We start from the raw sequence: 15,540 nt of genomic DNA on the forward strand, positions 1-15,540 counted from the left end.
GCACTTATTCGCAGAGACGCTTCATCCGGCTTTGGTAGGAACAACCGATTCGGTTATTTCCCTGCAGTATCAGCAGCATGGGTAGTATCTGATGAATCATTCTTCCATCCCGGCATCGTGGAGTTCATGAAAGTGAGAGCCAGCTATGGTGTATCCGGTAATGATAAGATAGGCCTCTTCCGTTATCGTGCGTTGCTCGGTGGTGAAGGTGTATATCCGTTCAACGATCAGCTTGTTACCGGCGTTGCCATCGGTACACTCGGTAACCAGGATTTGAAATGGGAAACTACACATCAGACCAACATCGGTATAGACTTCACCCTGCTCAATGGTAAACTTGATATTACCACCGATTACTATATCAAGAAAACAAATGATTTGTTGTTCCAGCCCGATATATCAGCAATCAGCGGTGCGTATGGTGCAGGTGGAAATCCTCCGTATGTAAACGGTGGCGATGTGAAGAACAGCGGTTTTGAATTTGCGATTCACTACAACGATCGTGTAGGTGAGGATTTCACTTTCAATATTGGTTATAACCTGACTACAATTCGTAATCGTGTAACGGCTTTACCAAAGGGTGTTGACTTCTACGAGTTCGGAGCATTTGGTGTAGGAGGCGGTACCGCCACCCGCATGCAGGTAGGTTACCCGATGGGATACTTCTTCGGCTATAAAACCGATGGTGTATATCAAAGCACACAAGAAATTGCCGAGCGTGGTGTTACACAGCCCGATGCTAAACCAGGCGACCTTCGCTATAAAGACATAGACAAGAACGGTTCTATCGATTTCAGCAATGATACCGACAAAACAATGATCGGATCACCTATACCTAAAGTGATTATGGGCCTGAACCTCGGCATGAACTTCAAAGGTTTCGATTTCTCAACAACCTTCTATGCATCGCTGGGTAATAAGATACTGCGCAACTACGAACGCCAGTTGCCAATGGCTAACCTGCTTGCCTATAAAATGAATCGCTGGACAGGTCCTGGTTCTACCAACTCTGAGCCACGACTTACCACCGACCTTACACGCAACGGTGTTATCTCTGACTACTTTGTAGAAGACGGTTCATTTGTACGCATCAAGAATATACAGTTAGGCTATACATTGCCGTCATCGCTCTCCAAGCGCATTGGCGCTACCAAACTGCGACTATATATAGCGGCTAACAATCTGGCCACATTTACCAAGTACAGAGGCTATGACCCTGATTTCTCTTCCAGCAACCCGCTTGTATCAGGAATCGATTATGGCTACTATCCGCAGGCGAAAACATATATGGCAGGTTTAAATCTAAATTTCTAGACCATGAAGAAATTCTTTAAAACATCAATACTGATCGCGGCAGCAACCGTCATGTCTATAAGCTGCGATAAATATGTAGATATAAATCCTGAGTACTCGCTCGATGCGGATAATTACTTTAAGAGTCCGAACGACTACGAACGTGCTCTTACCGGTGCATACGATCTGATGCAGACGTCTTACCTCGACATGTGGATCGGTGAGATCGCTTCCGATAATTCTATTGCTGGTGGTGAAAGTGTTACCGATACAGAAGGCCTGCACCAGATTGATGCGATGACACATGGTGGTGTGAACGCGGAGTTGAGAAGCCTTTTCCGCTGGATGTATGCCGGCATCACCCGTGTAAACTATATATATGAGTTCAAGGATAATATAGACTTCGATGGTAAGGATCGCATCCTGGCAGAAGCTGCATTCCTCCGTGGTTACTATTATTTTGAATTGGTGAAATTTTTTGGTGATGTACCGCTGATTCTTGACAAACGTCTTTCCAGCAGCGAGATATCCGCACAACAGCGTACACCTGCTGCCGAAGTATATGCACAAATCGAGAAAGACCTGACCGTGGCAGGCGCAACACTCGACTGGACTGCAGCCGAAAAAGGCCGCATTACCAAAGGGGCTGCGCTGTCGTTACTCGGTAAGGTATACCTGTATCAGAATAAATTTGACCAGGCTGCTGCCGTACTCGACCAGGTAATCAACGAAGGACCATACGAATTGTTTGGTGACTTCAGCACGCTGTTCAGACTGGTAAATGAAGGCAACAGCGAAACCGTATTCGACATTCAATACGTGGGTGTGGAAGGTGGAAGCTATGGTTGCTTTGTTTGTCTTGAAGGTTTTGCGGCCGTAGGCTTTGATGGTATACGTGGTTATGAAGGCCCTATATATCGCGATGGCAACAGCTATAATTTGCCAACACAAGACCTGGTAGATGAATTTGAATCGGGCGATCCGCGCCTTGCAGCTTCTATACTTGATATCGAAGCATTCAAGGCGAGCCAGCCTGATCCTTCCAAAGTAAAATATGTAAAAGGTGCCGGTGGCCATACAGGTTACTACAACAATAAATACCTGAAACGCGCTGACGAACTTGGTGCACCAGACGATGACCTGACAAGTCCGCTGAATCATAAAGTGATCCGTTATGCCGATGTATTGCTTATGGCTGCCGAGGCACATAACCGCAAGAGCTCACCGAATGATGTATTGGCAAGACAATACCTCAATCAAGTGCGCGCGCGTGTCAATATGGCTCCTGTGAATTCATCGGGCAGTGCACTTACGCAGGCCATCTATCACGAGCGCAGAGTAGAGCTTGCCGGTGAAGGTATTCACTTCTTTGATCTTGTGCGTACCGGTCGCGCCGCTGCGGAGATTGAAGGATTCCAGACTGGTAAAAATGAATTGTTCCCATTGCCGCAGGATGAGATAGACCTGGCGGGTGCAGGATGGAAACAGAATCCGAACTACTAGGCCATTGAACAAACATTGAATGATCAACACATGAAAAAGTTACTTTATAATATACTTTGGATACTGTGCATACAAGTGATCTTGTTTGCCTGTAAAGAAGATGATGCGGAGCTCGGTTCTGTACCAACGGAGGCAGATGCCGCCTTTACCTATGCGCCTACTGCTGCGAAGCCTAACATTATAGATTTTACGGCTTCTTCGGCAGCGTTTCTGAAGAAGTGGGATTTTGGCAATGGTAAAACTGGGGAAGGCGATAATGTGCAGGGAGTGTATCCTGAAAAAGGATCCTATGTAGTAACGCTCACAGTATATACTTCCGGTGGAAGTATCTCCAGCAGCCAGACCATAGAGATAGCGGAGACGGACCCTACACTACTTGACATTCCGGTATATAATATGCTTACCGGCGGCAACGGCAAGCCGGAGGGAAAGACCTGGGTAGTAGATTCCAAAACAGCTGCGCACTTTGGCCTGGGCCCGGTTGAAAGCTCAGGTCCAGATTGGTATAAAGCAGGACCCAACGAAAAAGATGGCGCAGGTTTATACGATGATAAATATACTTTCAAACTGGCCGGCTTCTCGTATACGCAGCAAACCAATGGTGATGTATTTATCAACACACAGCAGGCGAGTAATTTTCCGGGTGCTCAACCTGCCAGCGGTGACTATAAAGCACCTTACACACCTCCAGCCAATTTAACCTGGTCGGTTACAGAAACGGGTGGCAAGCAATATTTGAAAATTTCTTCAGGAGGATTTATCGGATATTATACTGGTGTAAATACCTACGAGATTGTTACACTCGAGGAAAATCTGCTATACCTGCGTTATACCGATGCTGCCAACGCGGCCTTTGCGTGGTATCTGCGTTTGATACCGGAGGGCTACACTGCGCCAACCGAACCTTCTGACCCACCTCCTTACAAAATCGATGATATATACCAGGATTTTGATGGAAACAGTAATTTCAGTTTTGTAGACAATAGTCAGGGATCCATTGTAACCTATGATAACCCGGCACCTGTACCAATCAACACTTCCGCTAAAGTTGGAAAGTATACCAAGGGTGATGGACAGGGGGGTGAGTTTGCCAACATACAGATTCCACTGAGCTATAAAATGGACATCCGCAACCGCCACATATTTAAATTAAAAGTATTTATACCGAGCTATAATGATTATACTACTACCGGCGGTGAATCGTGGCAATCGTATAGCACTTTACAAAAGCAGGTTTCTGTTAAATTACAGAACTCTGAGCTCGGTGGCAATGCTTACACAACACAAGCGGAGGTGATTCAGAAGAACCTGGAAACCGACAAATGGCTGGAGCTTACATTCGACTTCAGTGCGTTCACTGACCGCCAGGACTTTGATAAGATTGTAGTGCAGGTAGGCGGAGAAGGAATATTTACAGGTGGTATATTCTTTATCGATGATTTTCAACTTCTGCCGCAATAATAGATAAGATCAGTAAGCTGTCTCTGCACAAAGTATATCTGCGTGGCAGAGACAGTTTTTTAACCCAAATAAAAATGTATATCAATATGATTCGTAAAATCAGGGCTTCGCCGCTGTTTGCTTTCCTCAGCATCCTGGGAGTAATCATCGGGTGTAGCAACGGTGATTCGGAACAGAAATTAACATTACCCTCCAATCTCCAGGTACAGGTTACAGTGAGCCAGGATGGTTCAGGGCTGGTAACTGTGGCGGCATCGGCAACCAACGCCAATTTCTATAAGATTTATTTTGGCGATGTTAGTTCCGAAGTGCCGACAAAAGTTACTGACGGCAAAACTTCTCATACCTATGCAAACACAGGAACCTATACGGTGAAAGTACAGGCGCATGCCACAGATGCAGATTTTATTAGCGATACTAAAACTATATCTGTAACAGTGGGCGCTTCCGGTGATATAATAATACCTGCCAGCGGCTACACTACGCCCGATAACTACAATGGTATGACGCTGGTGTGGAAAGATGAGTTCAATGGTACATCTCTGAATGCATCCGATTGGACCTTTGAAACCGGAACCGGCTCTAATGGCTGGGGGAACCATGAGCTTGAATATTATCGGGCGGATAATACAACAGTACAGAACGGTTACCTGATTATTACTGCCAAGAAGGAGAACTTTTCCGGAAGCAATTATACTTCATCACGTATTATTACCAGTGGTAAACAATCGTTTAAGTATGGCCGGGTAGATATCCGTGCAGCTTTACCAAAAGGCAAAGGTATATGGCCTGCGCTCTGGATGCTGGGTCAAAATATAGGTGAAATAGGATGGCCTAAATGTGGCGAGATTGACATTATGGAGCTGATAGGCGGTGATACCGGCGATAAGACTGTACACAGCACACTGCATTGGGATGATGCGGGTACACATGCCAGTTACGGTACGTCCTATACATTGCCAAGCGGTATCTTTAACGATGAGTTTCACGTGTTCTCCATGGTGTGGACATCTACATCAATCACTACCTATGTAGACGATCAGCAATTTTATGTAATCGATACCACTCCGGCGCAGATGAGCGAGTTTCAACAGAAATTCTTTTTCATATTTAATGTCGCAGTAGGAGGAGACTGGCCGGGCAGTCCGGATGCAAATACATCATTCCCACAGCGCATGATTGTAGACTACATCCGGGTGTTTCAATAAAACCTGAGATAAAAATGATAAATACCTGTTTGCTACAGGTATAATCTATAACCTTAACAACATTACTATGCGTTTGCTTTTCATAACAGGAGTATGTCTCACTGTTTTGATGTCTCACACTACCATCAAATCAAAGCCTAAACCAAAGGCAAAGCTTGTATGGAGTGATGAATTCAATTATACTGGTATGCCTGACACTACCAAATGGGGTTTTGATCTGGGCAGTAACAACGGCTGGGGAAATAATGAATTACAATGCTATACCAACCAGGCCAAAAATGTGCGGGTAAAAAATGGTGTGCTAATTATAGAAGCGCATCGCGATTCACTGAATGGCCAACCTTTTACTTCGGCACGCATTATTTCTAAAAAGAAGGGTGACTGGTGTTATGGGCGCATCGAAGTGAAAGCAAAGTTACCGCGCGGCAAGGGAACATGGCCCGCTATATGGATGCTTTCTACCGAATGGAAATATGGCGGTTGGCCTGAGAGTGGTGAAATAGATATTATGGAACATGTAGGTTACGATCCCGGTGTTATACACGGCACCATTCATACAGAGGCATATAATCACATGAAGCACACACAGAAGGAGGGAAAAATTACAGTACCGAATGCTCAGGATGATTTTCATATATATGCGATCGACTGGAAGAAAGACAAGATCGATTTTTATGTAGATGATAAACTATATCATTCTGTTCTGCGTGATCCGAAAGATGATTACAAAGGATGGCCCTTCGATCAGCAATTTCATCTCATCATGAACCTGGCCGTAGGAGGTAGCTGGGGAGGCAGGGAAGGTGTTGACCAAAACATCTGGCCCCAGCGCATGGAAGTGGATTATGTGAGAGTATATCAGTAAATAACCTCCCACAGAATTCGCGGATATACACGGATAAAAGCGTAATTAATTTCTGTGTTAATCCGTGAGTTCTGTGGGATAATTGTTGCCATGCAGAAGTGGGATGCAAGTCGGAAAGTCCGAAAGAGACCTTTGGAAACTCTTTGCTATTGATTTTTCTCCCGTATCCACGGGTACAATAATTCCGGTGACGAACTTCGACTCATCGGAAGCCGGAAGTAAACGGTGTTCGTTCCATTTCCCAGATTCTAATAAACCATTAATGGTCGTTCCAACACACGTTCCTTGTGTTCAGAATCACTACATGTTGCTTGGATTGAAAGGAGAATAATATTGCTATATTTAGTTAGCCTTTATGAAATGGCAAGATATGGAAACGATCTTGCCATTTTTTAGTCTTAGCCAAACCGTATAAAAACCAAGTTAACATGCAATCGGCGAAACTATATATACTTTCTTTTTGGCTTGCTTTCAATATTACTTCCTTCAAATCTACCCTTTATGCACAGCCACCTGTCATAGCGTTTGAAAAAGGTAAAAACAATTTTTCTATAACTGCAGTCGGGCAGGCAACACCATTCTTGTTGAGTGATAGCGATTACCCGGGTGTATTGCGTGCAGCCGGCGATCTTCAGAATGATATTGAAAAAGTATCCGGCATAAAACCGCAGGTATCCGTACACGATATGCCTGCAGGAAAAGAAGTAATTATCATAGGTACGATCGGCAAGAGTGTATGGATCGATCAATTGATCAGTACAAAAAAGATAATCGCGAACGATGTTGCCGGCAAATGGGAAACCTTTGTGATTCAGACCGTGAACAAACCTATGAGAGGTATAGACCGCGCACTGGTTATTGCCGGCAGTGATAAACGCGGAACGATCTATGGTATATATGAGCTGAGCCGGCAGATTGGCGTATCGCCCTGGTATTGGTGGGCTGATGTGCCACCGAAGAAAAATAGCAATCTGTATATAGTGCCAGGTCGCTACAAACAGGGCGAGCCATCGGTAAAGTACAGAGGTATATTTATTAACGATGAAGAGCCGGCACTGGGGCGGTGGGCGGTAGAAAAGTACGGTGGGTTTAATCATCAGTTTTACGAGAAAGTATTTGAGCTGATTTTGCGCATGAAGGGCAATTACCTGTGGCCGGCGATGTGGTGGGCGAGCTTCAACAGCGATGACCCAGTCAATACAAAACTGGCCGATGAATATGGCATCGTGATGGGCACTACGCACCACGAGCCCATGATGCGTGCACATGCCGAGTGGCGCAAGAACGGCAAAGGCCCATGGAACTACGATCAGAATGAAGCGGTACTTAAACAATTCTGGACGGAAGGCATCCAACGCATGGCTTCTTACGAAAGTATAGTTTCCATAGGCATGCGTGGTGATGGCGACATGGCAATGACGGAAGATACCAATATAGCCTTGCTGGAACGCATTGTAAAAGATCAGCGCGCTATTATTCAATCCGTAACCGGTAAATCTCCTGAGGCTACCCCACAATTGTGGGCGCTATACAAGGAAGTTCAGGACTATTATGATAAAGGCATGCGTGTTCCCGATGATGTAACGCTTTTGCTGTGCGATGATAACTGGGGAAATATACGCAAGCTGCCAAAGCTTGACGAGCAGCCGCGCGCAGGCGGTTATGGTATATATTATCACTTTGATTATGTGGGCGGGCCACGCAACTATAAATGGATCAATACCAACCAGATTGAGCGTACATGGGAGCAAATGCACCTTGCTTATGAATATGGAGCGAACCGGATATGGATCGTGAACGTTGGCGATATAAAACCGATGGAGTTTCCTACAACATTCTTCCTCGACTATGCCTGGAATGTAAAGCGGTGGAACGAGGATAATCTTCAAACCTATACCGGGCATTGGGTGGCCGAGCATTTTGGCAAAGAACATGCACATGCTATAGCAGATATACTTTCAACCTACACGCGGTATAATGCAAGACGAAAGCCGGAATTGCTCTCACCCGATACGTATAGTCTTACGAATTACCACGAAGCTGAACGCATAGCAAAAGAATATGCGGTGCTGGCAGAGCAAGCGGAGCAAATCAACAAATTATTGCCAGTCGAATACAGGGATGCGTATTTTCAACTTGTACTCTACCCGGTAAAGGCATCAGCTAACCTGAACGACCTGTATGTTACCGCAGCGCGTAATCATCTGTATGCAACACAGGGACGTGCCGCCACCAATGACCTCGCTGAAAAAGCAAGACTTTTATTTGAAGAAGATGCATTGTTATCGCATCAATATAATCATGGAATAGCGAATGGCAAGTGGCATCACATGATGGATCAGACGCACATTGGCTATACATATTGGCAGCAGCCATCGAACGATGTAATGCCCGATGTTAAAGTGATTCACGTTCCTGAAGGATCGCTTCCGGGCGTAAGTATAGATGGTTCAGCAAACTGGTGGCCACAAGATAAGCAACCGCTCACGCTGCCCGAGTTTGACGCGTTCAACCGGCAATCATACTATATCGATATATTTAATCGCGGCAAGACTCCTTTTAATTTTACGACTTCTGCGGAAGCACCCTATATCATCGTAGACAAGAAAGCGGGTAGTATAGATAAAGAGCAACGTATATGGATAAGTATTGACTGGAAAAATGTTCCGGAAGGAAAACACACTGTACCCATTGCAATAACAGGAGCCGGTGAAAATATTATTGTTAACGCAATTGTAGATCACACAATATTAACAACCAACCGAAAGCCTTTCTTTGTTCAAAGTAACCATACTGTGGCGATGGAAGCGGAGCATTATACGAAAGCTGTATCATCGCCGACAGTACAATGGAAAACCATTCCCGGATTAGGCAAAACGCTTTCGGGGATAACTACTTTTCCGGTTACGAGTAAAAGCGATCCGCTTACACTATCAAGCCCCCACGTAGAGTATGCCATGCATCTTTCTGATAGCGGCGAGGTAAATGTGAAAGTATATCTGTCGCCCACACTTAATTTTCACAACACACAAGGTCTTCGTCTGGGTATATCATTCGATGATCAACTTCCTCAACTTATCAACCTGCATGAAGATTATTCTCCAAAAGCCTGGGATCAGTGGGTAAGCGATAACGTCATTATAAAAGTATCGAAGCACACATTGAAGCGATCGGGATACCACACATTAAAGATATGGCGTGTAGATGCAGGTGTGGTGTTGCAGAAGATCGTGGTGGAGACAGCACCGGCAAAGGAGAGCTACCTGGGGCCGCAGGAGAGCGCACTGGTTCGTTAATCGTTATAAGTTATCTGTGTAATTCTGTGAGTTCTGTGGGAAATAAATGCATTTTTGTTCCCACAGAAATCACAGAATAGCACAGAAAATATCCTATCACTCTTTCGATTAATCAATAGCTACTAACGTGAAACGAATAACAATTTCTATGAGATTACTACTAATTATAATACTCTGCATGATAGCAGAACTAACATCGGCACAAGACACCTACAAAGGATTAAAAGATTACTATAACGATTATTTTCCTATAGGCGTAGCCGTATCACCACAAGCCTTAAAGGGCCCGGAGGCCACGTTGATAGAGAAAGAATTTGCGAGCATGACACCGGAGAATGCCATGAAGATGGGCCCTATACATCCGGAAGAGAATCGATATTATTGGGATGATGCCGATGCTATTGTTGCCTTTGCGCAGCAGCACAACATCAAGCTGCGCGGCCATGCGTTGTGCTGGCACGAACAGACACCTTCGTGGATATTTACCGATGCCAAAGGAGATACCGTAAGCAAAGAAGTTTTACTCAGGCGTTTGAAAGATCACATTACCACTGTAGTGAGCCGCTATAAAGGAAAAATATATGCATGGGATGTGGTAAACGAAGCCGTTGCCGATGATCCTTCAAAGCTGCTGCGCAACTCGCCCTGGTATAAGATATGCGGTGAAGATTTTATCAGCAAGGCATTCGAATACGCGCATGCTGCCGATCCGGATGCCAAACTTTTTTACAACGACTATAATACCGAGCGTCCCGAGAAACGCGAGCGGGTATATTTTCTGCTGAAGCAATTGAAGAAAAGCAATGTGCCAATAGATGGTGTCGGTCTTCAGGCCCATTGGTCTATCTTTGAGCCGAGCGAACAGGAGCTGCGCACGGCTCTCGATAAGTTTTCGTCCCTTGGTTTGCAGGTGCAAATCACCGAGCTGGACATATCCATTTACCCTTGGGAAAAATTTCAGCGCGAGCGGAGACAGGGTGAAACAGATGTTTTTACGTCTGAGCTAGAGACGAAGCAGATGGAACAGTATAAAATGGTTTTCAGCATCTTTCGGGAGTACAAACAGGTGATTACCGGAGTAACTTTCTGGAATATATCCGATAAACACACCTGGCTCGATTACTACCCTGTAAAAGGTCGGAAGAACTATCCTCTGTTGTTCGACCAGAACCTGAAGCGCAAGAAAGCCTATGGAGAAGTGGTGAAGTTTTGAAATAGCTGTGAGCTTTGAGTTTTGAGCTGCGAGAGAAAGGTTACGGCTGCTAGCTACAGGCTACCGGAAGATTGTTATGCATTTAAAAAATTGCACAGCAAGCAATGCACATTTAAATTACTGCCAACAAGCTAGCAGCTGGAGGCTAATAGCTAGCGGCTCAAAAAAAGAGTTTGCTTCTAAAACTATAATCATAACCTAACGATAACCCAACATGATGGAACAAACAATGCGGTGGTATGGTCCGCATGATGCAGTGAGCCTTGCCGATTTAAGGCAGGCGGGATGTACCGGAGTAGTAACAGCTTTGCACCATATACCTGTAGGCGATGTGTGGACTGTGGAAGAGATCGAGAAGCGCAAAGAGATGATTCTGAAAGCTGGCATGACGTGGACGGTGATTGAAAGCTTGCCGGTGCACGAAGATATCAAACGTCAGAGTGGTGACTATCTCCAGTATATTGAGAACTATAAAGTGAGCCTTAAGAATGTAGGCCAGTGCGGGTTGAAAGTAGTGACCTATAACTTTATGCCGATCCTCGACTGGATGCGTACTGACATTACGTATGACATGCCCGATGGCAGCAAGGCACTATATTTCGAGAAAGCTGCTTTTATAGCGTTCGATCTTTTCTTGTTGAAGCGTCCCGGAGCGGAAAAGGATTATACTGTTGATGAGATTGCTCTCGCGAAAAAGCGTTTTGATGCGATGACGGAAGCAGAACGTCAGAAACTTTTTCATAATGCAACACTTGGTCTGCCCGGCAGCGATGATGCCTTTACCGCTCCTGAAATTCTGGCTGCGTTGAAAAAATATGAAGGCATCAACGCTGCCAAACTGAGAGAGAATCTATACTATTTTCTGAAGCAGATAACGCCAGCTGCAGAAGCAGCAGATGTGAAGATGGCAATTCATCCGGACGATCCTCCATATTCTATACTCGGTTTGCCGCGCATTATGAGTACGGAGAAAGATGCTACCGACTTGGTGAATGCAGTTCCTTCGCCAGCCAACGGACTTTGCTTTTGTACTGGCTCGTATGGTGCCCGCGCTGATAACGATCTGCCCGGTATGGTAAAGCGACTCGGTGATCACATTAACTTCCTTCACCTGCGCAGTACGAAACGCGACTATAAAGGAGACTTCTACGAAGCCAACCACCTGGAAGGCGATGCCGATATGTTCAGCGTGGTAAAAGAAATAGTACAGCTGATGAAACGCAGAGGTATATCTATACCCATGCGCCCCGACCACGGCCACCAGATGCTGGACGACCTCAACAAGAAGACATATCCCGGTTACTCCGCCATCGGCCGCCTCCGTGGACTTGCCGAACTTCGCGGACTTGAATTAGGAATTAGGCGGATGTTAGAGTAAGAGATTTATTCATTGTTTTTTATGAGATGCAGAGTCCTTGGAGGCTCTGCTTTTTGTTGGTATATATACTATTGCGAAATTAGGTCTCTTCTTCAATAGCTTCAAGTAAAACAAATAAGCCTTCTAAATCCAGCAATGTCTCTTGCATATAAGGTGACGAGCTCTCACTTTCATAAATCATATGGGCAAGAATCATCCTGCTTAGATTTTTACTGAAACGCTTAGGGGGGTGGTTTTCTATGAAATGCAAAAAGGCTTCTTGTAAAGACGGTGGAAGTTTTGAAAGCCCGGCACTTTTTGAAGTTAATCTCTTGGACATCGGTTCAAATTTCTTTTTGGCATACAAACATAACGAAGAGAAACTAATTCTCCTAATTAAGAGTATCTTATTTAGGAGTAATTTACCGGCTGGTCATTGAGTTATTTTAAACTCATGAGCAAGAAAACTAGCAGTCCTCCCGAGGAGAATGTAATTGAGCTTCAAAAGAAAATTGGACAGAAGCTAAAGAGAATCAGAAAAGAACTAGGGTATACCAATGGTGACGATTTTGCCTATGATAAGGGAATCAATCGATCTCAATATGGTAAATATGAAGCTGGTAGTCAGGATATGCGATTAAGCTCTTTGGTGAAAATAATAAATTCTATGGGGTTGACCCTCGAGGAGTTTTTTAAGGGATCATTGGATTGAGTTATGCTTGAGCATGGTAGACAATTTTTTATTTTATTTATATCTCCGGTTATTGGTTTGATAATGGAGGCTTTTCTTGGTAAAAGGACAGCTATCTGTATTTTGGTCATTGCGAGTGTATTACTTTTCCCCAGTTTATGTGGGTATTCCTTTATCACTTCATGGGGCTATCCACTTTTTGCTTTTTGCGGACTAAGCAGTGCCTATTCTTTTTTTTCCAGGGAGCTTGAAACAAATTCCTCCAAAATTGCAAGTGCGTTAATTGGCACTTTAGCCCTCTTTTTTGTTTTAGGTATTGGTTTTTTTTTCGATGGCTTTTCAGGTTCGCAAACGGTTGAGCGTAAATGGGATATTGATAACTATAGAATAGAATACATTAAAGACCAAGGTTTCGCTGGAAGCCCGCGTATGAATTATGAGTTAAGTAAATATGCGTTAGTTCCAATTTATTTCAAAAAGGAAGAAACTACGCTCGATAACGATACTATTCAAAGCTGTGTCGTGAATTTTACCAACAGTGGAATCTTTTTTGATAAATGCAGTGGAGTTATTAAACACTAAAAGCAGGTAAAGTATCTATCGCTATTTGTATAGTCTTTTGTAGAAAAACGACTAGTTATTTGTCTATATATCCCGCAGATTTAGCTGATAAAGGAGGTATAGTGCCGTTGCTTTTTGATATTTTTGTGATCGAATGATATCCGTTTCCTCACATGACAACTGAGAATGAAATTAAGAACTATCCAAGTATTAAGCAAAGCTGGGGAATAGCAGGGCTAAATGTACTCTTTGCGATCCTGTTTAGTGTTGTTTATATATTGTTAAAGAAAGTTGTTACCGAGGATATAGCACACTTACTGTACTACCTTTTATCAATGGGCTGCACATTTTGGGTTATTCATGTCAAGAGGAAGAAAGTGACGAATATTGGTTCGTATAACTTTGATTTCAGTTCGCCAAAGGTTATAGTATTTGCTTGTATAGCAGTTATTGGTATTCAAATTGGCACGATTTCTCCCATAGTGACTCTTATGCCGATGCCAAAATTTATGCAAAATGTATTCCTCAGATTAGCGGACCAAAATGTTGTACTTTCATTTATCAGCTTAACCATTGCAGCGCCGATAATGGAAGAACTGATCTTTAGGGGAATTATGCTTGATGGGCTTTTGAAAAGATATTCCCCTGTAAAATCTATAGTCGTTTCAAGCGCACTTTTCGGTATTGTTCATCTGAACCCTTGGCAATTTGTTGGTGCCCTAATAGTTGGCATATTTTCCGGATGGGTATATTATAAGACAAAACATCTGACGCTATCAATTCTGATTCATGCTTCAAATAATTTGATTGCGTTTGTTTCCTTGCGTTTTCTTGATGTAAATTCTTTTAACAAGCCATTAACAGAACTGTATGGTGGGGCCTTCAATTTTATAGCAATAACTTTTGTGGCTATTGTTGTTGCCGCAGTTTGTCTTTATTTTTTGAATAAGGAGTTCAGAAGCACAGCAGCAAATCTTGACGGAGAACAGGGCCATCCTGCAGTCAAATAGTATTCGATATTTCTGTGTTTTATCTGTGTGAATCTGTGAAATCTGTGGGAGATAAAATTGTCTGCTATATTGCGATCAATTGCCAACGAAACGATATAGAATTATGAGAGCGATCATTGTATTTTTATGCTTCATCGGCCTCACCAGGACAGCGCTTGCTCAAGATATCCAGCAAAGCCAGGTTCCTGCGGCTGTAGCTACAGCATTCCAAAGTAAATTTCCAACCGCTACCAAAATAAAGTGGAAGCAAAAGAATGCAGACTATAAAGCTGAGTTCAAGGTTGATTCACGCGGCCACGATGTTTGGTTTGATAAGGCAGGCAAGATCAAAAAACACAAGGAAGATTTTCCCAAGAGTCAGTTGCCCGCCCCGGTGAAAGATAAACTGGCAAAGGACTTTAAAGATTTCTCGATTGATGATGCCGATAAAGTAGATGCTGAAGGAAAAATATACTATCAGATTGATCTCAAAAATGCTGCCGGAGAAAAGCGTAAAGTGTTGCTCTCTCCCGAAGGAAAAATAGAAGCAGCGAACGTAGATTGATTTTGGTTTATGACAGTAAAAGAAGCATTGATCGGATTCTACAAATTCAATCAGCTAAACCTGACGGCCGACTTTGAATCGCATTGTGTGCGGATATATATAGGATGCATACTGGCACCTGTTCCCAATATAGCGGCGCGAAAGAAATACCTTCGGTTTCACGACCTGCACCACATCATGACGGGCTACGGAATTGACCGGGTAGGAGAGAGTGAAATCAGCGCGTGGGAGCTTGGCGCCCGAAGCTGCCGAAAACCTATTATCTCGGTCATGAACCTCTTTGCATTATCGACTGGTTTTGTGTTGAAGCCCTCACAGGTAATAGGAGCTTTTTACCGTGGCTGCCGTAGCAGAAATCTATACTATCTTTCTGATTCGATGCAGGAAGAAGATGTGGAGAAACTAAATCTGCACGAAGTAAAACAACATCACCTGGATATAAAACCAACCGTTCGCTATAAATGGCTACGCCAGATTGAGTTGATCGGATACCTGTCGATTTCCATGATCATCCATGTCATGATGCTGGTGGCTGGTA

Annotated in this window: 14 protein-coding genes; 13 read left to right on the plus strand and 1 reads right to left on the minus strand. The window is 43.9% G+C overall.

Features of this window, described 5'->3' with window-relative positions; all coding sequences use genetic code 11:
* From V7Q33_RS04520 to uxuA, 8 genes are all read left to right on the plus strand, one after another.
* Positions 1-1,314, plus strand: a 1,314-nt coding sequence (locus tag V7Q33_RS04520) for a SusC/RagA family TonB-linked outer membrane protein (RefSeq protein WP_333819024.1), incomplete at its 5' end; no start/stop codon positions are given.
* Positions 1,315-1,317: 3 nt separating this feature from the next.
* Positions 1,318-2,796, plus strand: coding sequence for a RagB/SusD family nutrient uptake outer membrane protein (locus tag V7Q33_RS04525; protein WP_333819026.1), 1,479 nt, complete (start codon positions 1,318-1,320; stop codon positions 2,794-2,796).
* Between the two features lie 30 nt (positions 2,797-2,826).
* Positions 2,827-4,257, plus strand: a complete 1,431-nt coding sequence (locus V7Q33_RS04530) for a PKD domain-containing protein (RefSeq protein ID WP_331980129.1) — start codon at positions 2,827-2,829, stop codon at positions 4,255-4,257.
* A gap of 86 nt (positions 4,258-4,343) precedes the next feature.
* Positions 4,344-5,465, plus strand: a complete 1,122-nt coding sequence (locus tag V7Q33_RS04535; RefSeq protein ID WP_333819027.1) for a family 16 glycosylhydrolase — start codon at positions 4,344-4,346, stop codon at positions 5,463-5,465.
* Between the two features lie 67 nt (positions 5,466-5,532).
* Positions 5,533-6,330, plus strand: a complete 798-nt coding sequence (locus V7Q33_RS04540) for a glycoside hydrolase family 16 protein (protein ID WP_331980125.1) — start codon at positions 5,533-5,535, stop codon at positions 6,328-6,330.
* A gap of 428 nt (positions 6,331-6,758) precedes the next feature.
* Positions 6,759-9,626, plus strand: a complete 2,868-nt coding sequence (locus V7Q33_RS04545) for a glycosyl hydrolase 115 family protein (RefSeq protein ID WP_333819028.1) — start codon at positions 6,759-6,761, stop codon at positions 9,624-9,626.
* Between the two features lie 148 nt (positions 9,627-9,774).
* Entirely contained in the window at positions 9,775-10,839 is a 1,065-nt protein-coding gene (locus V7Q33_RS04550) for an endo-1,4-beta-xylanase (RefSeq protein ID WP_442945898.1), read from the plus strand.
* Between the two features lie 214 nt (positions 10,840-11,053).
* Positions 11,054-12,217 (plus strand): mannonate dehydratase, encoded by a 1,164-nt coding sequence (gene uxuA / locus V7Q33_RS04555; protein WP_333819029.1) that lies wholly within the window; start codon positions 11,054-11,056, stop codon positions 12,215-12,217.
* A 79-nt stretch (positions 12,218-12,296) separates the two neighbouring features.
* On the opposite strand, the gene V7Q33_RS04560 is transcribed toward uxuA, so the two are convergent.
* Positions 12,297-12,536 (minus strand): hypothetical protein, encoded by a 240-nt coding sequence (locus tag V7Q33_RS04560; RefSeq protein ID WP_333819030.1) that lies wholly within the window; start codon positions 12,534-12,536, stop codon positions 12,297-12,299.
* Between the two features lie 114 nt (positions 12,537-12,650).
* Between V7Q33_RS04560 and V7Q33_RS04565 the strand changes: the two genes are divergently transcribed.
* From V7Q33_RS04565 to V7Q33_RS04585, 5 genes are all read left to right on the plus strand, one after another.
* The gene (locus tag V7Q33_RS04565; protein ID WP_333819031.1) at positions 12,651-12,908 is read left to right on the plus strand and encodes a helix-turn-helix domain-containing protein; all 258 of its coding nucleotides are present in this window, start codon (positions 12,651-12,653) and stop codon (positions 12,906-12,908) included.
* A gap of 3 nt (positions 12,909-12,911) precedes the next feature.
* Positions 12,912-13,469 (plus strand): hypothetical protein, encoded by a 558-nt coding sequence (locus V7Q33_RS04570; protein WP_333819032.1) that lies wholly within the window; start codon positions 12,912-12,914, stop codon positions 13,467-13,469.
* Positions 13,470-13,621: 152 nt separating this feature from the next.
* On the plus strand, positions 13,622-14,458 hold the full coding sequence (locus V7Q33_RS04575) for a CPBP family intramembrane glutamic endopeptidase (protein ID WP_333819033.1): 837 nt from the start codon (positions 13,622-13,624) through the stop codon (positions 14,456-14,458).
* 103 nt (positions 14,459-14,561) lie between these two features.
* On the plus strand, positions 14,562-15,002 hold the full coding sequence (locus V7Q33_RS04580; protein WP_333819034.1) for a PepSY-like domain-containing protein: 441 nt from the start codon (positions 14,562-14,564) through the stop codon (positions 15,000-15,002).
* A 9-nt stretch (positions 15,003-15,011) separates the two neighbouring features.
* A partial coding sequence (locus V7Q33_RS04585; RefSeq protein ID WP_333819035.1) for a hypothetical protein occupies positions 15,012-15,540 on the plus strand: 529 nt, incomplete at its 3' end.

Source organism: Ohtaekwangia sp. (genome assembly GCF_036786105.1).
Classification (GTDB): domain Bacteria; phylum Bacteroidota; class Bacteroidia; order Cytophagales; family Cyclobacteriaceae; genus Ohtaekwangia.

Excerpts from the sequence above, each read along its gene's own strand:
- V7Q33_RS04535 (WP_333819027.1), top strand. The coding sequence starts at position 4,344 with ATGATTCGTAAAATCAGGGCTTCGCCGCTGTTTGCTTTCCTCAGCATC.
- V7Q33_RS04530 (WP_331980129.1), top strand. The coding sequence starts at position 2,827 with ATGAAAAAGTTACTTTATAATATACTTTGGATACTGTGCATACAAGTG.
- V7Q33_RS04570 (WP_333819032.1), top strand. The coding sequence starts at position 12,912 with ATGCTTGAGCATGGTAGACAATTTTTTATTTTATTTATATCTCCGGTT.
- V7Q33_RS04540 (WP_331980125.1), top strand. The coding sequence starts at position 5,533 with ATGCGTTTGCTTTTCATAACAGGAGTATGTCTCACTGTTTTGATGTCT.
- V7Q33_RS04575 (WP_333819033.1), top strand. The coding sequence starts at position 13,622 with ATGACAACTGAGAATGAAATTAAGAACTATCCAAGTATTAAGCAAAGC.
- V7Q33_RS04545 (WP_333819028.1), top strand. The coding sequence starts at position 6,759 with ATGCAATCGGCGAAACTATATATACTTTCTTTTTGGCTTGCTTTCAAT.
- V7Q33_RS04560 (WP_333819030.1), bottom strand. The coding sequence starts at position 12,536 with ATGTCCAAGAGATTAACTTCAAAAAGTGCCGGGCTTTCAAAACTTCCA.
- V7Q33_RS04580 (WP_333819034.1), top strand. The coding sequence starts at position 14,562 with ATGAGAGCGATCATTGTATTTTTATGCTTCATCGGCCTCACCAGGACA.
- uxuA (WP_333819029.1), top strand. The coding sequence starts at position 11,054 with ATGATGGAACAAACAATGCGGTGGTATGGTCCGCATGATGCAGTGAGC.
- V7Q33_RS04565 (WP_333819031.1), top strand. The coding sequence starts at position 12,651 with ATGAGCAAGAAAACTAGCAGTCCTCCCGAGGAGAATGTAATTGAGCTT.
- V7Q33_RS04550 (WP_442945898.1), top strand. The coding sequence starts at position 9,775 with ATGAGATTACTACTAATTATAATACTCTGCATGATAGCAGAACTAACA.
- V7Q33_RS04525 (WP_333819026.1), top strand. The coding sequence starts at position 1,318 with ATGAAGAAATTCTTTAAAACATCAATACTGATCGCGGCAGCAACCGTC.